Source organism: Komarekiella delphini-convector SJRDD-AB1 (genome assembly GCF_014831675.1).
In the GTDB taxonomy this organism is placed as follows: Bacteria; Cyanobacteriota; Cyanobacteriia; order Cyanobacteriales; family Nostocaceae; genus Komarekiella.
The window spans coordinates 139,264-162,022 of the sequence record NZ_VJXY01000007.1; the positions used below are offsets into that span (position 1 = coordinate 139,264).

The 22,759-nt window shown below is 43.4% G+C and carries 16 protein-coding genes; 6 read left to right on the forward strand and 10 right to left on the reverse strand.

Translation table 11 applies throughout. The features are described 5' to 3' along the window. Nucleotides 1-89 precede the first annotated feature (89 nt). From FNW02_RS09070 to FNW02_RS09080, 3 genes are all read right to left on the reverse strand, one after another. Nucleotides 90-2,102 (reverse strand): cation:proton antiporter domain-containing protein, encoded by a 2,013-nt coding sequence (locus tag FNW02_RS09070; protein WP_191757224.1) that lies wholly within the window; start codon nucleotides 2,100-2,102, stop codon nucleotides 90-92. Nucleotides 2,103-2,811: 709 nt separating this feature from the next. Then, nucleotides 2,812-4,719, reverse strand: a complete 1,908-nt coding sequence (gene dxs / locus FNW02_RS09075; protein ID WP_191757225.1) for a 1-deoxy-D-xylulose-5-phosphate synthase — start codon at nucleotides 4,717-4,719, stop codon at nucleotides 2,812-2,814. A gap of 177 nt (nucleotides 4,720-4,896) precedes the next feature. Next, nucleotides 4,897-5,580, reverse strand: coding sequence for an S-layer homology domain-containing protein (locus tag FNW02_RS09080; protein ID WP_431356801.1), 684 nt, complete (start codon nucleotides 5,578-5,580; stop codon nucleotides 4,897-4,899). Nucleotides 5,581-6,004: 424 nt separating this feature from the next. Here FNW02_RS09080 and rpiA point away from each other — a divergent pair, with 424 nt between their 5' ends. Continuing rightward, complete coding sequence (gene rpiA / locus FNW02_RS09085) at nucleotides 6,005-6,715, forward strand: ribose-5-phosphate isomerase RpiA (RefSeq protein WP_162394796.1); 711 nt, start codon at nucleotides 6,005-6,007, stop codon at nucleotides 6,713-6,715. Between the two features lie 128 nt (nucleotides 6,716-6,843). On the opposite strand, the gene FNW02_RS09090 is transcribed toward rpiA, so the two are convergent. Both FNW02_RS09090 and FNW02_RS09095 read right to left on the reverse strand, forming a co-directional pair. Next, nucleotides 6,844-8,496: a tetratricopeptide repeat protein gene (locus FNW02_RS09090; RefSeq protein ID WP_191757226.1), complete on the reverse strand. Its 1,653-nt coding sequence runs from the start codon at nucleotides 8,494-8,496 to the stop codon at nucleotides 6,844-6,846. Between the two features lie 17 nt (nucleotides 8,497-8,513). After that, nucleotides 8,514-8,738, reverse strand: a complete 225-nt coding sequence (locus FNW02_RS09095) for a hypothetical protein (RefSeq protein WP_191757227.1) — start codon at nucleotides 8,736-8,738, stop codon at nucleotides 8,514-8,516. A gap of 1,417 nt (nucleotides 8,739-10,155) precedes the next feature. On the opposite strand from FNW02_RS09095, the gene FNW02_RS09100 reads away from it, so the two are divergent. Further along, complete coding sequence (locus FNW02_RS09100; RefSeq protein ID WP_191757228.1) at nucleotides 10,156-11,337, forward strand: aldo/keto reductase; 1,182 nt, start codon at nucleotides 10,156-10,158, stop codon at nucleotides 11,335-11,337. Nucleotides 11,338-11,496: 159 nt separating this feature from the next. Here the strand turns inward: FNW02_RS09100 and FNW02_RS09105 are convergent, their stop codons facing one another. After that, a complete protein-coding gene (locus FNW02_RS09105; protein ID WP_191757229.1) occupies nucleotides 11,497-12,825 on the reverse strand; it encodes a hemolysin family protein in 1,329 nt (442 codons plus the stop codon). Nucleotides 12,826-13,063: 238 nt separating this feature from the next. Between FNW02_RS09105 and mfd the strand changes: the two genes are divergently transcribed. The 3 genes from mfd (at nucleotide 13,064) to FNW02_RS09115 (ending at nucleotide 17,683) form a co-directional block, all read left to right on the forward strand. After that, complete coding sequence (gene mfd, locus FNW02_RS09110; protein ID WP_191757230.1) at nucleotides 13,064-16,630, forward strand: transcription-repair coupling factor; 3,567 nt, start codon at nucleotides 13,064-13,066, stop codon at nucleotides 16,628-16,630. A gap of 574 nt (nucleotides 16,631-17,204) precedes the next feature. Continuing rightward, entirely contained in the window at nucleotides 17,205-17,387 is a 183-nt protein-coding gene (locus FNW02_RS38525; protein ID WP_225225533.1) for a CopG family transcriptional regulator, read from the forward strand. A gap of 107 nt (nucleotides 17,388-17,494) precedes the next feature. Then, entirely contained in the window at nucleotides 17,495-17,683 is a 189-nt protein-coding gene (locus FNW02_RS09115) for a ribbon-helix-helix protein, CopG family (protein ID WP_191757231.1), read from the forward strand. On the opposite strand, the gene FNW02_RS09120 is transcribed toward FNW02_RS09115, so the two are convergent. Next, the gene (locus FNW02_RS09120; RefSeq protein WP_191757232.1) at nucleotides 17,674-18,843 is read right to left on the reverse strand and encodes a hypothetical protein; all 1,170 of its coding nucleotides are present in this window, start codon (nucleotides 18,841-18,843) and stop codon (nucleotides 17,674-17,676) included. The genes FNW02_RS09115 and FNW02_RS09120 overlap by 10 nt on opposite strands. Nucleotides 18,844-19,213: 370 nt before the next feature. On the opposite strand from FNW02_RS09120, the gene FNW02_RS09125 reads away from it, so the two are divergent. Beyond that, nucleotides 19,214-19,834, forward strand: coding sequence for a CP12 domain-containing protein (locus FNW02_RS09125; RefSeq protein WP_191757233.1), 621 nt, complete (start codon nucleotides 19,214-19,216; stop codon nucleotides 19,832-19,834). Between the two features lie 240 nt (nucleotides 19,835-20,074). On the opposite strand, the gene FNW02_RS09130 is transcribed toward FNW02_RS09125, so the two are convergent. From FNW02_RS09130 to FNW02_RS09140, 3 genes are all read right to left on the reverse strand, one after another. Then, complete coding sequence (locus FNW02_RS09130; RefSeq protein ID WP_191757285.1) at nucleotides 20,075-21,190, reverse strand: LptF/LptG family permease; 1,116 nt, start codon at nucleotides 21,188-21,190, stop codon at nucleotides 20,075-20,077. Between the two features lie 235 nt (nucleotides 21,191-21,425). Continuing rightward, nucleotides 21,426-22,154 carry an LPS export ABC transporter ATP-binding protein gene (gene lptB / locus FNW02_RS09135; RefSeq protein ID WP_191757234.1) on the reverse strand — a complete coding sequence of 243 codons (729 nt, stop codon included), beginning with the start codon at nucleotides 22,152-22,154 and terminating at the stop codon, nucleotides 21,426-21,428. A gap of 30 nt (nucleotides 22,155-22,184) precedes the next feature. Beyond that, nucleotides 22,185-22,685, reverse strand: coding sequence for an LptA/OstA family protein (locus FNW02_RS09140; protein ID WP_191757235.1), 501 nt, complete (start codon nucleotides 22,683-22,685; stop codon nucleotides 22,185-22,187). Nucleotides 22,686-22,759: the final 74 nt, after the last annotated feature.

The following is a 22,759-nucleotide window of genomic DNA, read 5'->3' on the forward strand; positions in this document are numbered from 1 at the left end:
CTAGGAATTAGGGACTAGGAATTAGGGACTAGGGATTAGGAAAGAATTTTCTCTACACCCAGTCACCAGTTACCAATCCCCTTTCACTTCTAATACTCGTGGGGAAAATAGGCAACAATCATAGCAACTTCAGGATGATTATGAGCGATCGCCTCTGGTATACGACCCAAAACTGAGAGTAGTTGTTTTTGCTCAACAGAACCGTTTAACACCAACAGATCATTGGTTTTGAGTAAACGAGAAACTTGCTGGACAAAATTACCTCGCACTTTTTGAATGGGTGTATTTTCTGGCAATCCAGCATCATTGAGATCGATAGGTACTCCTTTTACTGTTACAACTTGTAAAAGCTGTAGAGATGCTTTAAGTTCCGTTGACAAACTTTTGGCTAATTCAATACTCTGCCCGAAAGAACTAGCATAAGCTTGTTGAGTGGTGAAAGCGAGAAATACTCGTGCTGTATGCTCAATTGGTAATGGAAATCGAGTTACCAAAACGGGTACTGCACTGCGATGTACAATCTTGTCTATCACACCGCCAAAAATATTTTCCTGATAAGTAGAGTAACCTTTCCAGCCGCAGACAATCACACTAGCCTGCTTCTCTTCTGCCACGCGAGCAATTCCCTTGTCAATTGATTCGTCAATCCGGCCAATGGGAGTAACATTGACAACCGCAGCATGGGCAATCATTTCTGCGGTTGATAATAATTGGCTTTGCCTAGCTTTATCTTCTGGAGAGATGAAGGAACTGTTTTCTAATAAAATGTGGAGTGGTAATAAAGTGCCGGTAGCTGATTTTGTCAGGAGTATTGCCAACTTGAGCAGGTTGTCTTCAGTGCTGGGGTTGGCAACTGGGACTAAAACGCGATCGCCCAAACTTCCTGTTTCGCGGCTTTGACTACTAACTTCTCCTGGCTTGAGTTTTTGTCCCCACTGATTTGTTACCCAAGGAGAAGCAATGCAGGTAACTAAAATCATGGCGATCGTACCATTTACTGTTAACTGATCGACCAACTCAATTTTATAAGCAACGGTGATCGCAGCCAGAGTAGAGGCAGCCTGAGCTACAGATAGCCCAAACATCAACATGATATTATCAAAGCTGAATCCGAATAATTTGCCTGAACCCCATGCAGGAATAAACTTGGCGATAATCGCAACAGTTACCATTACAGCTGATACTAGGAGCGATCGCGGTTCCTGAACCAGAATTAAAGGATTAACCAACATTCCTACAGAGATTAGGAAAAAAGGTACAAACAGCGTATTTCCAATGAATTGAATTCGATTCATCAAAGGGCTAAGCTGCGGAATTAGCTGAGTAATAGCAACTCCAGCTAAAAAAGCACCAATAATCGGTTCAATCTGGATTAATTCTGCTCCATAGGAAACCACAAACAAGGTAGCCAGGACAAATATAAACTCTGCCCCTTCATCGTGTCCAAATCGCTTAAAAAACCAGCGACCGAGGCGAGGTACACCCCACAGCGTCAAAAAAGTGTAGATTATCAGTGAAGGAATGATAAATAACCAAAATTCAAAACTTAAACTGCCTTGATGCGCTCTAACTACTACTGCTAAAACCAAAAGTGCCAAAATATTGGTGATTAATGTGCCTCCGAGAGTGGTAGTTAACACCTGAGAGCGCATAAGTCCCAATTTACTGACTATCGGTAGTGCTAGTAGCGTGTGGGAGGCAAAACAAGAAGCAACTAGAATGGCAGGTAACACACCATAGCCGATCGCCATTATGGCTATAGTACCTAATGCCATCGGCACAACAAAAGTAGCTAGTCCGAATATGACTGCTTTATCAGCGTTATATTTTAGGTCATCTAAACTAGTTTCCAGTCCTGCCATGAACATGAGAAACAGCAAGCCAACTGTACCTAAAAGTACAATCGTGTTATCCCGCGCCAATAATCCCAGTCCATTAGGGCCGACTATGACCCCCGCCAGAATTAATCCCACAATACCTGGCAGTCGGATTCTCTCAAATAGCAGGGGCGCGATCAGCATAATCCCCAAAATCATCAGAAAAACCGGTACTGGCTCTTTAATTGGTCTAGATAATACCGAAGCTAGCAAAAGATTAGTCATACTCTGCCCTAGAGTTGCGTTAACATCTGGTTTGATCTGTTAGCGTTAGCAGGGCAAAGCCCGATATGAGCGCTTTCAGACTTTTGCAAGAGATTTTAATGGCAATTTTGTGTACTAGTATAAATATTTCTAATTTATATAGTGGAACACGCCGGCGATTCCACTTTATAGTGCTTCTCGGTTGTATGCAATACACTCTGGTAGAGGAAAGGGGCTAGAAACTAGATTGGTGTATTCCATCCCGTGAAAAAGCAGAGGAGCAGGGGGTAGGGGCAGCAGGGGAGCTTTCACACCACTTGTGGGTGAGGTTTTTACCCAAAGGTGAAGATAGAATTTACCTTTGACCCCTGCCTCTTATAAACTTTTATAAGACTCTTATTTATTAAGTGAATCAAAGATGAGTTGAGAGTTAATTTTTACGTTATTCTCAATTAATTTATACTTGATAAAATAAAAATATTTTTTATTTATTGTATGTCTGTTAAAGTTGTTTACTTTAATCTAATTACTTATAACAAACTAAAGCTCTAGGCTAAAGACTTAACTCTACAGTTTATTGAATTAATAGCAGAAAATTTTTAAGAGACAACCATCAACCCGGATTTAGACGAAATATTAATGTTTTAGGTCGTCTCTCAAAAATTCAGAACCAGCAACATTTGGGAATTCTCCAGTTACCACTAATAAATATGGCGGAGGAAAATTTTAATTAGCCCACAGTAGATAGTTGCTCCTGAAAGAAAGCTTGCAATACTCTTTCTGCGATTTGATGACTAGTTAGACCTAACTGTGTCTTAGATTCATTGGGTTCAGCATGATCTACTAACACATCTGGCACACCGAAGCGCTTCACAGGAACTAGAATATCGGCATCCATTAGAGATTCAGCGATCGCAGAACCAAAGCCACCAATAACACAGCCTTCTTCTAGGGTAATGACGCGCCCGATTTTCTGAGCTAAAGGCAAAATCAACTCGGTATCTAAGGGCTTAGCAAAACGAGCATTAATCACCGTCGCTTCAATGCCGTGTTCGCTGAGAATTTCAGCGGCTTGCATCCCTGGATATACCATTGTACCGTAACCGACGATTAACACATCATCACCAGTGCGGAGAATTTCCCCTTTGCCGATTTCTAAAGGTTCCCAGCCTTCTTCCATCAGGGGAACGCCGTAGCCATTGCCACGAGGATAGCGCATCGCGATCGGGCCGCTGGTATGGTTAATGCCAGTCACTATCATGCGTTGAAGTTCGGCTTCGTCTTTGGGTGCCATCATTACCATGTTGGGAATGCAACGCAGATAAGCAATGTCATACATGCCTTGATGGGTGGGGCCATCAACACCGACAATTCCTGCCCTATCTAAGCAGAAGAACACTGGGAGGTTTTGAATGCAGACATCGTGAATTATCTGATCATAAGCGCGTTGCAAAAAGGTAGAGTAGATAGCAGCGACGGGACGCATACCTTCAGTTGCCAGTCCCGCAGCTAGAGTAATAGCATGTTGTTCAGCAATACCGACATCAATGTATTGATTGGGCAATTTTGCTTGAAGTTTATCTAAGCCTGTCCCTGTTGCCATCGCCGCAGTAATCCCAATGATTTTTGGATTTTGTTCGGCAAGTTTGACTAGAGTATGGGAAAAGACTTTGGCGTAAGCAGGGGGTTTGGGTTTGGTGGAGGGAATAGCTTTGCCTGTTGCCACATTGAACGGGCTTTGGGCGTGGTAGCCTACTTGATCTTGTTCAGCAATTTCATAGCCTTTACCCTTTACCGTTGCCACATGTACCAGAACTGGGCCCGGTATCTGATGTGCTTGTTGGAAAGTGGAAATCAACTCTTCTAGATTATGCCCATCCACTGGCCCAATGTAGGTAAAGCCGAGTTCTTCAAAAACTGCTCCTACCTTGGGGACAGCTAAGCGCTTCATACCTTCTTTGATGCGTCCTAGTTCTGGAGACAGAGATTCACCAACAAAGGGAATTTGCTTGAATTGCTCCTCAAGATTATCTTTAATAAATTGTACCGGTAAGCTGAGGCGCATTTTGTTGAGGTAGCGAGGAATTGCGCCGACGTTGGGAGATATGGACATCTCGTTGTCGTTGAGAACGACCAACAGGTTAGTTTTTGGTAAGTGTCCAGCATGGTTGATGGCTTCCAAAGCCATCCCCCCAGTTAGCGCCCCATCGCCAATCACAGCAACAGCTTTAAATTTTTCTCCTTTAAGATCTCGTGCTACAGCCATGCCCAAGGCGGCTGAAATACTGGTGGAAGCATGTCCAGCGCCAAAGTGATCAAACTTATTTTCACAGCGCTTGAGATAACCAGCAATTCCATCCTTTTGCCTGAGAGTGTGGAAGCTACTGTAGCGTCCTGTGAGCAGTTTGTGGGGATAAGCTTGGTGTCCTACATCCCAAATCACTTTATCTCGGTCTAAGTCCAGTGTTTGGTAAAGCCCTAGCGTTAATTCTACAACACCCAACCCTGGCCCTAGGTGTCCCCCTGTTGCTGCTACGGTTTGGAGATGCTTGTCTCGAATTTGACGGGCAATCTGTTGCAGTTGTCGAACAGATAAACCGTGCAACTGATTGGGATGAGTGATTTCGCTCAGATGCATATTATACGGTTTTCCTCTCTAAGTCTCTAGTTTCGGTATTCTGATTTTCCCACGGTCGGGTTGCTCGCTCAATCTCACACTGTTACATTGTTACTAAGTTAGCTGTAGTGGACAGTATAACTTTGTAACTGATAAGTTGTCAGTTTGCTCAAGGAGCACCTTATTCCTATTCTCTTCTTACGGGGATTCTGGGCTATTTGGAATACTAGGAACTTCAGGTGTTTCTGGTTGTTGCTGCTGTCGTTGCAAATATTTACTCAATAAATAAGCCATATCTCCCCTAGTCATTGGTCGTAATGGGGCAATATTGCCTTGAGCATCTGTATTGATAAATCCCTCAGTAACTACTGTGGCGATCGCTTTTCTAGCCCAAGTAGGAATAGATGCCTGATCTGGACTTGAAGCTAAAGTTTCATTCACAGTATCATCAGGAAATTGAAATACGCCATAAGCTTGGGCAAAAATTGCAAAAGCTTCTGCCCTTGTTACTCTTTGGTTAGGGAAAAACATATTGCCTCGATAGCCTTTCATAATATCAGTTTTTAAGACTATCTGAATATCATCAAATGCCCAATTAGTAGGATTAACATCTGGAATTGCTAAATTTTCTTTGCTAACAGCTTGTCTCTTATCTAGTCGAAATGCCTTTACCATAATTGAGGCTAATTCTGCCCTAGTCAGCAACCTTTCTGGATAAAACTTACCATCGGAAAAGTTTGTCATCCATTTAGCAGCAACTACCTTTTGAATAGAATCAGATGGTATTGCTGAAGACGTTGCTGGCACTTGGCCCTGAGCAATTACTGGCAATTGTAGTATTGCCACTAACGACAGAGTAATTGAAAGCTGACGCATCACCATAATCAATTTTAGCTACTACTGCGAATGAAAAAACTGCGTTACTTAGGTGAATTACAAGTCTAGTGTACTTAGATTCTGTAACTCATTTATTTCTATGACATCTAGTGACGAATCTAGGCTGAGCAATGTTGCTTACATTAAAGATCCCCGACTTCTTAGAGAAGTCGGGGATCTGAGAAAATAGGATTGCTATATCTAAAATTTAAATATTTACTTGCCACTTCAGTAAATAATATCTTTAGAATTAACTTTGTATAGTTCACTAGAACAGGTGTATCCTGTGCTCCCTAACTTAGTCAGAGGCAAAAGCTTGAAAGGAAAAGATGAAAGAAGAAATCAGAAAAAACTTGTTTTTTACCTTTTATCTTTTCGCGTTACCTGACCACTACTATGGACTATAGTCAGTTTTTCAGGAGTTTTGGGAATGACTACAGCAGCAGATCCCGTGAAGTTGATGAAGCAAGAAGTTGGCAAAGCCGCCGCAGCTCTTGTCAAATCAGGTTCGATTGTCGGGTTGGGTACGGGGTCAACCACAGCGTATACAATTCAGTTTTTAGGCGATCGCCTTAAGTCTGGCGAACTCAAAGATATCGTTGGCGTCCCTACCTCATTTCAGTCAGAAGTTCTCGCAAAACAGTACGGCGTCCCTCTCACCACCTTGGACGCTATCGACCACATCGATATTGCCATTGATGGAGCGGATGAAGTAGATCCACAGAAGAATTTAATTAAAGGCGGTGGTGCAGCACATACCCGTGAAAAAGTCGTAGATTACCTGGCAAATCAGTTTATCGTCGTAGTAGATAGCGGTAAATTAGTAGACCGCTTGGGTTCTAGTTTCGCCGTGCCTGTGGAAGTCATCCCAATGGCAATTACTCCGGTGACTGATGCAATTAAAAAACTAGGCGGCAAACCTGAACTCCGCATGGGTGTAAAAAAAGCTGGCCCAGTAATCACAGATCAAGGCAACTTCGTATTAGATGTCACATTTGACTCTATTGATGACCCAGCTGGACTAGAAAAAACGCTCAATAACATTCCCGGCGTTCTAGAAAATGGTATCTTCGTCAACTGTGTCGATTTAGTTTTAATTGGCGAAGTCAAAGATGGTCAGCCACTAGTGCGGCAAATTTAAAGGGCAAGGGAGAAGAGACGCAGGGGGCAGGGGGAGCAGAGGGGGAAATATAAAGAATTTCTTCCCAGTCCCCATTACCCCTTATCCCCAGAGGGGGCCCCGAGTTCCCCAGTCCCCAATCCCTAGTCTTAGAGATTCTCAATCCGTAGCTGAGTATCCGTATCTTTCCAAGCTGCTGCGAAGTCGGCTTGTACAAGTTTAGCGTCCTCATGTTTACCTAATGCCTGCAAACTTGCCTGCAAGCCAAATAGAGAACGTCCATTGTGCGGATATTTTTCTAAATCTGCACGAAAGACTTTCTGGGCTTGTGCATAGTCACCTTTAGCCAAAAGTACACCACCCAAGGATTCCCGCGTAGGCAAATACCAGTCTGGTGGTTCCATGTAATCAAGGGCATCTTCTGCTGCTATGGCTTTTTCTAGCAATTTAATAGCAGATTCATAGTCATGCTTGGCTTTAGCAATTTTGGCGTCTAGAACTTGTGTAGCAATGTCTAAAATCCGACTAGCGGGACTAATTCCAATGGTTGCTTCGGGGAGAATTATCTGTTTAGCTGCTAACAATGCTTGACTTTGGGCTGCTGCGTCCTCAAGCTTGCCTGTGGCTACGTTTGCCATGCCGCGAGCAAAATGCCAAAGTGCTGAAGTAGTGGGCAGTTTAGCACCAGGGGAAGGAGTTTTGAAGATGGCATCCCAGTCCCCGAAGCGTACCTGAATCAGCATTTTGCTGCCTAGTAATCCCTCAAGCATAGGCATATATGGGTCAATAGCAATGATATTTGCGACCAATTGATCTGCGGCTTTGAGAGCATCTTGGTATCTTCCTGCCATGCTGCTAGCCACCATGAGGAAATGTACATTGTGGTTATAGTACATCGTGGGGTAAGTGCCCTGGACGTGATACTTTTGGATGTAGGCATCGTCTTGAGCGATCGCTTTTTGGTTTGCCCGCATTGCTCCTTGATAATCTCCCACACGAAAATAGATATGGGCAGGCATGTGTACCAAGTGTCCGGCAGATGGAGCTAGGGTTTCTAGTCGCTTGGCACTATTGAGGGCACGTTCTGGGAAAAGTGAGGCTTCCACTGCATGGATGTAGTAGTGATTGGCTCCTAGATGATTCGGGTTACGTTTGAGTACCGATTCTAGAACAGCAACAATCTCTTCTGTATCTGCTTTTGGCTTGCCGTCTTTAGTCCAGTGTTGCCAGGGGTGCAGATCCATTAAGCTTTCAGCATAAAGCGTTGCTGCATCTAAATCATCAGGATATTGCTTGACTATAATTGCCATTGCCTTGGCATAGTCCACCGCTAATTGATGCAAGTCTGCATCGGGTTTTAGCGAGTATCGTTTGGCCAAGGCGGTTATATAGTCCCGTTCTGGAGCAGATGCTTGAGTGGACAATGCCAAAGCTTGCTCTATTGCTTGGTAAGCAGCTCGTTCGCGGTCGAGGTCTACATCTAAATTAATATTTGGCCCTAGGGCTAGGGCAATACCCCAGTATGCCATTGCCAAATGCGGGTCAAGTTTGGCAGCGTGTTCAAAAGAACGCACCGCCTCATCATGATTAAAGGCGTAAATCAAACTTAATCCCTGGTCAAAAAACTGTTGCGCTTGGGGATTAGAAGTAGAAACCGGATGGTGAACTGTGCCAAGTCCAGATATTAAAGAATAAGGCTGTTTTGCTTGAGTGTAGACGCCGATCGCTTTGTCATCTGCGATCGCCACGCCAGGAGAAATCAAGAATATTATAAGCACCCAAACTATAAATAAGTACTTCATTGTCCATATTCCTTTTTTCAAGCTCGTTTTTTAATATCCAAATGCCACACTTTCTCTAAAGTGGCAATTTGTTGGCGTAGAACAACAGAGCGGTGTTTTTTATAAAGTTTAAAACCTGCAAAAAAAATCAATGGAATGAGCAGCGAAGATCCGATGAATACATTAGCAGATAACTCTGGCTGACTCTTGGAATATAAATTAGAGGAGTTGGGTGTTAGCTGAGTAGTTGAAAGTGATTGCATTTATGCCTCCATAGATACGATAGTTGTTCTACTAAAAGACTTCATTAGCAACCTTGCCGTTTTCTGATGTCAGCTATATATTCTGTTTGTTACACACAAAATTCTTGCGTACTACGGCAAACATTGATTAAGTGATGCAAGCGTACTACTAAGTTAGAATGAACAAAGTGCGTAAACACATGTTCCTGCAAATAAACAAGCTACCCAAAGCGTCAGACGATTTTAGATTTTGGATTTTGGATTTTGGATTGACCTCACAGGTAAATCCGGGAGCTTTTACCATTAAGGAATAATTGGTCAAGCACAGGAGAAGAGAAGCAGTTTTCTGCCATACATCACCCCAAAACTCCAATTTTTTAGCCTAGAACTCGGAACTTCGTGCTCAGAACTCGGAACTTCGTGCTCAAAACTTGGAACTTCGTGCTCAGAACTTGGAACTTCGTGTTCAGAACTCGGAACTTCGTGCTCGGAACTCGGAACTTCGTGCTCGGAACTCGGAACTTCGTGTTCAGAACTTGGAATTTCGTGTTTAGAACTCGGAACTTTGTGTTCTACACTAAAACACTAGTTTCGTAGTGGCGTGATAAGCCTAAATTGTTGCAAAAAAAAATGTAGGTTGGATTAGCGTAAGGAAAGCCAACACCCTTATTAATGTTAGCTTTTGCCTTGCTCAACCCAATCTACATCTAATGCACTATTTTAGCTGTGTCAGTCCGTGCGTTATACCATTTAACTTTAAAAATGATACAAATACGTTGGTAGGGACACGGCATTGCTCATACGTGTCAACTTAACGTAAAAGCCTAGTCTGATAAGAACAGTGAAAATTTTTCGATGTACCACCGAGATTTTCGATCCCCCCTAACCCCCCTTGACAAGGGGGGAACTAGAATCGAATGCCCCCTTGTCAAAGGGGTTGGGGGATCTAAAACGACGGTAAATTGAGTGTTTGAGCTGAAGTTGACACGTATGGGCATTGCCGTGCCCCTACAAGAAATCTATATGTATCAAGATTTTCGTGAATTGGTATTAGAGGATGTCTGAAAACTTTTTGGTGTTGTATTCGAGACTTGTAGATCCCCCTAAATCCACGCCACTTGCTACAAGTCGGGAAACCCGACGACAGTCGCCTCAAGTCGGGAAACTCGCCCACGGCGCTGTCTCCCCAACACAGTGGCTCCCCTTTCTAAGGGGGACTTTGATTCCGGTTCCCCCCTTTTTAAGGGGAGCCAGCGCGGTCTTCTCCCAAAGGGAGAGGCTAGCGCCAAGGGGGTTTCCCCCATGAGCGACTGGCGTGGGCTAGGGGGGATCAAGCGAAATATTTAATACTTTTCAGACATCCTCTTAGGCATTGCTAGTGCAATTTTAGATTTAAAACCTTTAGATTTTAATTTGGCAAGTAATTAAAAATTCACTAATGCTATACAGACGATTTGGGCGCACAGAATTACAGATGCCAGTATTTTCCTGCGGTGGCATGAGATACCAGTTCAAATGGCAGGATGTTCCTGCTTGGGAAATTCCTACCGACAACCAGGCAAATCTTGAAGCGACTATTAGACGCGCAGTTGAGATAGGCATTAATCATATTGAAACTGCTCGTGGTTATGGCACTTCTGAAATGCAGTTAGGGAGAATATTGCCCAAGTTTCCTCGTGAACAATTGATTGTGCAAACAAAAATTGAACCACAGGTAGATGCAAAACAGTTCCGTAGAACATTTGAACAATCACTGCGAAATCTCCAGCTAGATTATGTTGACCTACTAGGGTTGCATGGCATCAACCATGCTGAGTCATTAGATTACAGCATCCGTCCCGGTGGCTGTTTAGAAGTGGCGCAGCAGTTGCAAGCCGAGGGAAAGGTCAGATTTATCGGCTTTTCGACACACGGCTCAACAGATACGATTGTGCAGGCGATTAATACTAACCAATTTGATTACGTTAACCTGCACTGGTACTACATTAATCAATGGAATTGGGCGGCAATTGCAGCAGCTAAACGCCATGATATGGGGGTGTTTATTATTAGCCCATCTGATAAAGGGGGAATGCTTTATCAACCACCGCAGAAGTTAGTAAAACTCTGTGCTCCCCTAAGTCCGATGGTATTTAATGATTTGTTTTGTTTGAGTCATCAAGAAGTGCATACCTTGAGTTTGGGAGCCGCCAAACCACAAGATTTTGATGAACACCTGAAAACTTTAGAGTTGCTGGACAGCGCATCAGAAATTTTGCCACCAATTTTGGCACGGTTGGAAGCAGAAGCAATAGCCAGTTTGGGAGAAGATTGGGTGAAAACCTGGCAGACTAATTTACCCACCTTTGAAGAAACTCCAGGTGAGTTAAATATTCGCGTGATTTTGTGGCTGTGGAATTTAGCGATCGCCTACGATCTGGTAGAGTATGCCAAAATGCGCTACAACCTGCTAGGTAACGGCAGTCATTGGTTCCCTGGCAACAAAGCAGATAGGCTAAATGAACTCGACCTACAGCAATGTCTATCTAATAGTCCCCACGCTGATAAAATTCCCCAAATTTTGGAACAAGTGCATCAAATGCTAGCGAGTGAACCTGTTAAACGTCTATCTCGGACTTAAGAGGGATTGGGGATTAGGTATTAGAGGCAGGGGGGCAGAGGGGCAGAGGGGCAAGGGGGGAAATAAAAGAAATTCTTCCCAGTCCCCAGTCCCTAGTCCCCAATCCCTAGTCCCCAGTCCCTAGTCCCCAATCCCTAGTCCCCAGTCCTCAGTCCCCAATTATTCAGACTTTGTAACATCCGCTGATTTATGTGCCGTTGGTACAACTAGCACCTTATCAACGCGGTTGCCATCCATATCCATTACTTCAATACGCATACCTTGCCATTCAAAATGATCTGCTGCGGCCGGGATACGACCTAAATGAGTGATGACAAAACCACCTAACGTTTGATAGCTGCCTCGCTCCTCAGATTCCCACTCTTCCATACCGAATAGTTCCAAAAATTCTTCTACGGGCAACATTCCATCCAATAGCCAGGAACCATCTTCCCTTTGTACAGCTTGTGGTTGGTCTTGCCCATCTGTGGAAGGAACATCCCCGACGATTTCGCTCATGATGTCGTTGAGAGTGACTAATCCTTGAATCACGCCGTATTCATCCACTACTACCGCCATGTGAGTGATGGTTTGCTTGAACAATTCCAACACTTTTAAGCCACGGGTGCTTTCTGGTACAAATACGGGTTGTCGTAGTCCTACAGTCAAGTCTAGCGGTTCACCTCGAAAACTCCGGGCTAATAAGTCTGTAACGGGGATAATACCCAGCACGTTGTCAAGGCCTCCTTGACAAACTGGATACCGGGAATAGGCACTATCAACCATCTTGTGACGGTTTTCTTCGGGAGAGTCGTCTAAGTCTAGCCAAACTATATCGGGACGGGGTGTCATTAAGTAGCTGACAGGGCGATCGCCTAAGCGAAAGACTCGCTCCACCATATCCTGCTCGGCTTCCTCAAAGGTTCCTGCTTCAGTACCTTGCTCGATTAAAATTTTGATTTCTTCCTCAGTGACTTGTGGCTCGGTAGAAGGGGTAATACCTAACACTCGTAGTACCAGATCTGTCGAGGCACTTAAAAGATATACCATTGGGGAAGCGATCGCCGCCAAAGCTCGCATCGGAATAGCCACAAAAGCTGCAATTCGTTCTGGGTTGTTTAATGCCAAACGTTTCGGCACTAGTTCGCCGACAATTAGCGACAAATAGGTAATGATCAAAACTACGATCCCAAATGAGATCGGTTCACTATAAGCTGCCAAAAAAGGAACAAGCCGCACATAAACTTCTAGCCTGTTGGCGATTGTTGCTCCTCCAAAAGCACCAGTCAGTATCCCGATTAGGGTAATCCCAATCTGAACAGTAGATAAAAATTGATTTGGAGACTCAGCTAGTTTCAATGCTGCTCGTGCCTTGGCATCTCCTTGATTAGCAAGTTGCTGTAGTCTCACCTTGCGTGCCGAGACGACCGCCATCTCAGACATAGAAAATATACCATTGGCAATAATGAGTACTAAAACGATTAAAATTTCCAAAGTGGTGGAGGACATGTTTAAAATTGCCGCTTATCAATGCGAACTTAGCTTAATCCCTAGTATCTAGTATTAAAGGTGCTTCTATAAACGCTTTAGCTGTACATAAAGTAGTAGTTATATTTCTACAGTTTATTTAGTAGTTATGCATTATTCTTCCACAGAAAGAATGAGACAGCTGTTAACACTTTTAAAATAGTGGACATAAACTGCCTTAATCTTTTTTGATCTGCTACGACTCCCACACAAGCAACTTATGGCATTTTCTTCTATTGTGCGTGCTTTGGCGCGATCGCCACTGACCACTGAATTTATTTCTAAGCTTAATCGACAACAAGAACTACGGTTAAATGGTATTCCCCGTCTGCCTAAAGGCTTGGTGGCTTCGGCGTTGGCACAAACCGAAAGCAGAAATTTGTTTGTAGTCTGCGCCACTCTAGAGGAAGCTGGACGCGTTTACGCACAACTGGAGGCAATGGGATGGAAGAGTGTGTATTTTTACCCGACTTCCGAAGCATCTCCCTACGAACCCTTTGACCCCGAAACCGAAATGAGTTGGGGACAAATGCAGGTATTGGCAGATTTGGTTAAAGGTCAAGGGTCAAGAGGAGCCAATGCGTTGGGCGGCTCCGCCGACTTAAAGCAACTGGCGCTCAAGGGTCAAGAGTTATTGACTAATAACGGGGGACAGATGGCGATTGTCGCTACTCAAGTGGCTCTGCAACAGCACTTACCACCACCAGAGGCTTTTACATCCTTTTGCCTGACTCTAAAGCGGGGGATGGAATTTGACCTAAATAGCTTTAGTGAGAAAATTACAACTTTGGGGTACGAGCGAGTGCCCTTGGTGGAAACGGAAGGACAATGGAGTCGGCGCGGCGATATTGTTGATGTGTTCCCGGTTTCGTCTGAGTTACCAGTGCGACTGGAATGGTTTGGTGACGAAATTGAGCAAATCCGAGAATTTGACCCAGCAACTCAACGTTCGGCACTTGATAAAATTGACCAGCTAGTTCTGACTCCTACTAGCTTCGCTCCCATCGTGATGGCAGCGCTTAAAGATAGTGCTGAGTTCCGAGTGCTGAGTACTAAGTTAAATTCTGACTCAGCACTTGAAACTCAGGACTCAGAACTTGTAGAGGGTAGTCGTCGTTTTTTGGGGCTAGCTTTCGATCAACCAGCCTCACTTCTAGACTACTTACCAGAAAATACCTTGATTGCCATTGATGAGCCAGAACAGTGTCATGCTCACAGCGATCGCTGGGTGGAAAATGCCGAAGAACAATGGCGATCGGTAACTGGAGAATCCAACCAGTTACCAAAAATCCATCGTTCGTTTGATGACTGTTTGGCTGAGGTTGCAAAATTTAAAACACTATATTTATCAGAACTCGCAGAGGAAAATAGTGGAATTAATCTGGCTAGCAGAGCTGTTCCAGTTACGCCACACCAGTTTGCGAAACTAGCTGAAACTATCCGCCAAGAGCGCGATCGCAATTTCTCTAGCTGGCTGATTTCTGCCCAGCCTTCGCGTTCTGTGTCGCTATTGCAAGAGCATGATTGTCCTGCTCAGTTTATTCCTAATCCCCGTGACTACCAAGCGATTGAAAAGCTCCAAATCAACCATACGCCAGTAGCTCTCAAATATTCCGGTCTGGCTGAGCTAGAAGGCTTTATCTTGCCCACGTATCGACTGATAGTGGTAACAGATAGAGAGTTTTATGGACAACACTCCTTGGCGACTCCCGGCTATCTCCGCAAACGCCGTAAAGCTATTTCTAAACAAGTTGATGCCAATAAGCTGCGTCCAGGCGATTATGTGGTTCACCGTAACCACGGGGTTGGCAAATTTGTTAAGTTGGAAAGTTTGACAATTAATGACGAAACTCGTGATTATTTGGTGGTGCAGTATGCTGACGGCTTACTCAGAGTCGCTGCCGATCAAGTAGGTGCACTATCTCGGTTTCGCAGTACAGGCGATAAAGCACCGGAACTCAACAAGATGACCGGGAAAGCTTGGGAAAATACCAAGAACAAAGTCCGCAAAGCCATTAAGAAGTTGGCGGTGGACTTACTGAAATTATATGCAGCGCGATCGCAACAACAAGGCTTTAGCTACCCAGGCGATATGCCTTGGCAAGAGGAGATGGAAGATTCCTTCCCCTACCAACCAACAACAGATCAGCTCAAAGCTGTACAAGATGTTAAACGCGACATGGAAAGCGATCGCCCAATGGATCGCTTAGTTTGTGGGGATGTCGGTTTCGGAAAAACAGAAGTGGCAATTCGCGCCATTTTCAAAGCTGTCACTTCTGGAAAACAAGTCGCCTTACTTGCACCGACTACCATCCTGACTCAGCAACACTACCACACTCTCAAAGAACGCTTTTCTCCTTACCCTGTGAATGTCGGTTTACTCAACCGTTTCCGTACTGCTGAAGAACGCCGTGATATTCAAAAGCGATTAGTAACGGGTGAATTAGATATAGTTGTCGGGACACACCAACTTTTGGGTAAAGGCGTAGCATTCCGAGATTTAGGACTATTGGTGGTGGATGAAGAACAGCGGTTTGGAGTGAACCAAAAAGAGAAAATTAAAAGTTTGAAAACTCAAGTTGACGTACTGACTCTCTCCGCCACACCGATTCCCCGGACTCTGTACATGTCTTTGTCGGGTATTCGGGAAATGAGTTTGATTACCACACCACCGCCAACCAGACGCCCAATTAAAACTCATTTAGCACCGTTGAACCCAGAAAGTGTCCGTAGTGCGATTCGCCAAGAACTAGATAGAGGCGGACAGGTGTTTTATGTAGTTCCACGCGTTGAGGGAATTGAAGAGACAACAGCAAGTTTGCGGGAGATGATACCGGGAGGAAGGTTTGCGATCGCTCACGGTCAAATGGATGAAAGTCAATTAGAATCAACCATGATTACCTTTAGTAATGGTGATGCTGATATTCTTGTTTGTACGACAATTATTGAATCTGGCTTAGACATCCCGCGAGTCAACACCATCTTAATTGAAGATGCTCACCGCTTTGGGTTGGCGCAGTTGTATCAGTTACGTGGTCGTGTGGGACGTGCTGGGATTCAGGCTCACGCTTGGCTATTCTATCCGAAGCAGCGGACATTATCTGATGCGGCACGGCAAAGATTACGAGCGATTCAGGAATTCACCCAGCTAGGTTCTGGATATCAGCTAGCAATGCGCGATATGGAAATCCGGGGTGTGGGTAACTTGTTAGGTGCAGAACAATCTGGTCAAATGGATGCGATCGGTTTTGATTTGTATATGGAAATGCTAGAAGAAGCAATTCGAGAAATCCGCGGTCAAGAAATTCCCCAGGTGGATGATACCCAGATTGACCTTAACCTCACAGCGTTTATCCCAGCAGATTATATTACCGATTTGGATCAAAAGATGAGTGCTTACCGTGCGGTAGCGACAGCGAAATCTCCAGAAGAATTAACCCAAATTGCTGGAGAATGGAGCGATCGCTATGGTGCTATACCTGCATCTGCTAGTCAACTTTTACGCGTGATGGAACTCAAACAATTAGCGAAAAAATTAGGATTTAGTCGTATTAAACCAGAAAATAAACAGCACGTCATTTTAGAAACGCCAATGGAAGAACCAGCTTGGAATTTATTGGCGGCAAATTTACCAGAAAATCTCAAATCCCGTTTTGTCTACTCACCTGGTAAAGTCACAGTACGCGGCTTAGCAGTTCTCAAAGCAGATAAACAATTACAAAGTCTCATTGACGCTTTGGGCAAAATGCAGGGTGCAATTCCTGAAGCAGCTGTTGTCACGACCTAATATTACAGATAGCCAAGCATACGCTCGCAAGTTACTTTATGAGGCTGAAACCCATCAGCAAGCATAAATAAAGTTGATTTATTTGCTAGATCCTGGCGTTTTGATTGACATTCAGCGAGGTCATGCTTCTGCAATAACTAGGTTTGCCACTCAATAAACCTAAAAATTGCTGCAATATAACTTTTTAATATTGTACAATCCTCTATATAAAGTTCCTGCGTTCAGTTTATTACCAGATCATCTCCAGCTTTTGCAATACAACCAATGGTAGAGCTAACTTTTGACTACCGCGTATCCTCAATCACATCAAATCTTAACTTTAAGTACTTCAAAAGAGTATTTATATAAAAATAGGTGAACGGATAAATTGTCAAAAGATTAATATTAGCAACTGTTGAGCTTGCAAAGGACTCTATTTAAAGGGATGCTAATAGTTTATCAACCTCAGATTTCGGCTAACGACACTTTGTTTTCAGATTTTTTACGCGAATAACACTTGTTTTGAGAAAAAACTCATCTATTTGTAGATGAGTCTAATACACACATTCTCCAGGCGTGATTGTAAGAGTGAACTATGAATAATAAAAAATGGGCTATTAAACGACTCACAGTAAATCTCACTTCAGGGGAGGTAGAGAAACTTGAACAATACTGCAAAATAACAGGCAGAGCCGCAACTGATGTCATTCGGGAATTGATCCGATCTATTCCGGCTGACAACTCAGAAGTATCCGAACGTCATAAATTGGTTAAGTGATCGTCAAACTGGACAAATCACCTCTGCAAGTCGCGGTTCTGCTTTTTCATAACCATCTTAGATGTGCCATATGATCTAAATGTACACAAAATATCAGTACATTAATCATGACAAAGGCAGATAAAAGACTAGATTTTAGATTGCCAGAGCAGGAGTTAAAGATATTGGAAGCTTACTGCTCTGCAACGCACAGAAGCAAAACTGATGTACTCAGAGAATTAATCAGAGGATTAAAACGAAAAATCCCAAAAAGTCAAGTTTTATCCAGCAAGTCCAGTAATCAGGATTACTTCTGACCTCCTGCACCTATATATTGCCTTAGAATCTGGTCACGGTTTGAGAAATTAGACTGTGGCTGCTGTATTGAATTGCCATATATAGACTGCGACGGTTGCGTTGGCTGCTGTATGGAATTGCCATATATAGACTTTGGTTGTTGTGTAGGCTGCTGCAAGCTGTAATTACCAGCACCCACAGGGTTTATTGGTGTAACCACGCTTTGGCTGGGAATCTGACCAGAATAGGGTGCAATATTAGTTGGTGGAGTAGAGAGCGGTGTTGCAGGTGCTACATTAGGTAATACTTGACTGCCATTTAAATTACTGTACGGATTTTGCGGTAAGTTTGTATTCGTGGACGTGTAGCCCGTTCCAGAACTTAACCCAGTGTTTGGTAAAGAATTCTGACTAGGTAAGCTGTTAGTGGGTGGTATCAGCGTTGTGGTTTGATTAGATACTTGTCCCAAAGCATTTGTCTGAGCTGAAACAGTACCATTGAAGCTAGACAACTTTTGGTTTGTAGATTGTGTAGATTGGTTGAGCGCTGCTTGCAAAGGGCTGATGAAAACAGGATTTGGATCAATGTTGGTTTGATTAGTTAATCCAATTCCTACACTAGAGGAGGATTGTACTGCTTTTGTTTGCTCAGACGCCGCAGTTAATGACTTCACGCCTAGAAACTGATTATTACTATCAGATGTCCTGGCACGCAATAAATTTTCTGTTTGTACCACAAAGGGATTTGTCATATTTTGTAGCGGTGGGCTACTAACTGTCCCCAAACTGGGATTTGATTTTACATCACTAGCAGACTTTTGTTTATTAATTGCATCTTCTAATAAGCTTTTACTCTTTTTTGCGTCAGTGTTTTCCTTTGATGTATTTGCTCTTATTGAAAGAGTTGCCTGCTCAAAATCATTAAACAGAACTGGCAAGTTATCAATGTCTGCTGCAATGGCTCTGTCTTCTGCTGACAGAGAAGAGTCAGCAGGGTTTTGTGAAGCCAGTTGTTTAGTTTGCTTGCGAGTTAAAACCTCTGGATTTGACAAGTATTCCCAGGTTACTAGCCCGATTACAGATAAAAAAATTGCTGTTCCCCAAAAACCAGGTCGCCCTAGATTCCATAACCTGGCTTTGAGATAGCGTAAGTAAGCGGGAGAATAATGACGACGTGGCATGGCTTAAGTGATTGAAGTTTACTCGAAATCCGCAAAAAACTTCACAACTGAAGTTAGATGGTGATTTAATCCTAACTTTTGAAGAAGTTATTAGTCATTACCAAAAGACATGTAGTATTCAAAAATTTACTATTTACCTTTAAGGGTTGTTTGGTAAGGCTTTTATAAAAATTTATGGCAATTCATGCTTAGTTTTTGAGCATCGGTCACTTTGGATATCATCCAGATTTGCAAGCTGCTCTAATTTATTGTTGTGGCTGGGAAACTGTTCAACTTTTGCGCTCTCTAAATTCACAAACTGTGCGTTGCAATGCTTCGATGCGCTTGGCGCGACGCATCGCACCGTAATATTTACCAGGAGACTACAGCAATGATGAAAGCTGAAGATATCATGACCAAGGATGTAGTTGCTATTCGCGGTTCGGCAACTGTCGCTGAAGCGGTGGGGTTAATGAAAGAAAAAGGGTTGCGTGCTCTGGTTGTGGATCGTCGTTATGATAACGATGCCTATGGCATTGTTACAGAAACGGATATTGTTTATAAGGTAACAGCCTATGGTAAAGACCCCAAGCAAGTGCGGGTTTACGAAATCATGAGCAAACCCTGTATTGTTGTAAATCCTGAGTTGGGTGTAGAATATGTAGCCCGGTTGTTTGCCAATACAGGCATCCGTAGAGCACCTGTGATCAAAGGCAAGTTGTTGGGCATCATCTCGATTACTGATATTTTAATCAAGAGCGACTTTGTGGAAACGCCAAAAGCGCTACTACTGGATGAGAAAATTGAAAAAGCAATAGAGCAGGCTCGTGCTACTTGTACTGCACAAGGTGCTTATTCTAAAGCTTGTGCTGCGGCTTGGGATGAAGTAGAAGAACTCCAAGCAGAAGCCGCTCATCAAAAAGCTGAGGGTATGGTATCAGCCAAAGTCTCTTTTGAGGAATACTGTAGGGAAAATCCAGATGCGCCGGAATGCCGAAATTATCATCCTTGATAGTAACTGAAGTGTGGGGAGGATAAGGAGCAATACTTTTCGGACAAGCATTCTTCACCTCTAGTCTGATCTGGGCAAAGGTTAAGGGTAAAAGAGAGAGGAGTGAATTTAACCCTTCCCCTTTTACCTTTCCCCTTTAACTGAGAAGTATTGGGAGATGAGGAAGACAAAGTAGAATTTTCTTTTAATGCTCCTTTATCTTCCATTTTGGTAGCATCATTTTGTTGAAATCGGCGTAATTTATCTTTTAGCAACCCGCATCAATAAAAATACACCTACTCCCAAAAACATAAAGTTGGGCAACCAAGCTCCCATAAAGGGAGAGAGGATACCTGCTTGTCCCATTGCACCACTAATAAAGAAAATTAAGTAGTACGAAAAAATAACTATGACACTGATACCAAAGCTTGTCCCTTTTCCGGTGCGTTGGGGTACGGTTCCCATAGCTGCGCCTACTAAGCCAAAAACTACACACACAAAGGGTAAGGCGATTTTTTGTTGAATACGTACTTGAAGTTTGCGAATTTTTTGCCGATCGCCACTGAGAAGTTCTACTTCTAGTTGGTCTAGTGCTTCGCCAATATTCATCTCACCATAGTCTCGGCTCTTTTCTGCCAGACTTAAGGGAGTGCGGGGTAGTTGTAGTTGTTGGTGTTCAAATCTAACGATATTGCGATAAGAGCGATCGGGCGCTACAAAATAGATAGTACCGTTGTAAAAATCCCAGACATTTTGAGAGCCATTCCACTGTGCGGATTCTGATACTACAATTTGGTTCAGACCTTTTGTAGAGCGGTCTATAATTGTTAAACCTTTCATACGCTTACCATCAAACTGGTCAGCATAAAATAAGCGTGTCAGTATCTTATTCTTACTACCATCTGGCTGGGGGTCATCACGGTATTCGGGATAGAAAATATTTTGTTGCTTAAAAGTTGGCTTATCTGATTTGAGAGCTGCATCTAGAGTCAGACCTGCTTGATAATTTGCGGCTGGTGCTATGTGTTCATTAAATACAAATGTCATTCCTGTGACTACCAAGCTCATCATCACAGCGGTTAGCACCATGCGATAGACACTTACCCCGCAGCCCCGCAGGGCAATTAATTCACTTTCGCTAGAAAGACGACTGTAGGTCATCAGAGTAGCCAGTAAGGTGGACATGGGGAAGGCCAAAACGATGAAGTTTGGTAGCTTTAATAAAAAAACTTGAATGGCAATGTCTACAGGTAGCCCAGCTTCTACGATTTTCCGTACTAAGTCAAATACAGCATCAATTGTGACACCAATTGATGAAAAAGCTCCGACACCAAACAAAAACGTCGGCAGCAATTCGCTGATCAAATAGCGATCCATGATCGTAAAAGGCAGCAGCGAATTGAGGTTGTAGAAAGATGTGAGCTTCTTTGAGATCATAAGCAGCTTGAAAAGTTAAATCCCGGCAACCCTGGCAAAAGAATGCATTTCTACTGTAATTTAGTATCTAAATTCAATTATCATTAGCTGAGAAATTGGAGCAAAATTATAGATTGATGGTTAAGTAAAAAAGTAAAAAATATTCTTTTATATCTGTAAATTAATAATTATTAATTTAAACTTGAAAGTTATCTCCTAAATAGTATTGTCGCACGAGCGGATTAGTGTAAAGTTCGTCAGCAGTACCAAAAGCGAGAATTTGCCCCTCACGCATGATGTAGGCGCGATCAGTGATGGCGAGGGTTTCGCGGACATTGTGATCGGTAATTAAGATACCCATGCCGCGATCGCGCAGTTGCGCTACAATTTGCTGAATTTCTGAGACTGCTATGGGGTCAACTCCCGCAAATGGTTCATCCAATAATAAAAATTTCGGCCCCTCTCTCCCAGCAGCAAGCGCCCTGGCTAATTCCGTCCGCCGACGTTCACCACCAGAAAGTTGAATTCCTTTACTATTAGCTAATTTTTCCAAGCGAAACTCTCGCAGTAAAGTTTTTACTCGCTTTGACCATTCCCATCGTGGCACATTAGTTTGCTCTAGTACTAAGAGAATATTATCCCGCACCGAGAGTTGGCGAAAAACACTTGCTTCTTGTGCTAGATAACCAATGCCTAAGCGTGCCCTTCTATGCATGGGCAAGCTAGTAATATCTAGATTATCGAGCCAAACTTTTCCCTGATTGGGTTTTTCTAAACCTGTTGCAATATAAAAAGAAGTCGTTTTACCAGCTCCATTAGGGCCTAGTAAACCAACGACTTCGCCTTGAGCAACAGAAAGGTTGACGCGATTGATAATTACTCGTTTACCGTAGGATTTGTGAATATTTTCTAAAACAATTTTCACACTAGATGCGCCCTTTTTTGGTGATCGATGCTAATTAGAACGCTTTAAAGCTGGTGTTGTTGGAGCAGGCGTACCAGCTTGACCGCCCTCATCTGTTTCCTGCACCATATATATAGACTCTACTTGACGGTTGGCTTGAGGTAAGGCAACAAATCGCCCTTCGTCAATTAGATAGCTAACTTTCTCTGCTCGCATACTATTGCCGCCTTGTTGCAAAATATATACGTTGCCACTGAAATCAATTCGGCGTTCTTTACTAAAGTACTGTGCTTGAGCAGATGTTGCTTGAAGCTGACGAGACGGATACAACATTTGCACATTACCACGAGCCGTGATTACTTGAGTTTTGGCATCATATTCTTGTACATCAGAGCGGATGGTGAGGGGACGGTTACTTGCAGGTGTTTGAGCTGTAGCGGTTTGCACGTTGTGGGTGGGGATAGCGATCGCGCCTAGGAGTGCAGCTGGTAGCATGAAGGCTAATCCAAAGCGACGCATCTGTGATTTAGACAATTGATAGCAGGGCATCATAGTAATTTGGGATTTCAAATTTCGACTTGTATTTCAATTATGTCTAGTTGTCTATCCAGATATAAAATATCCAA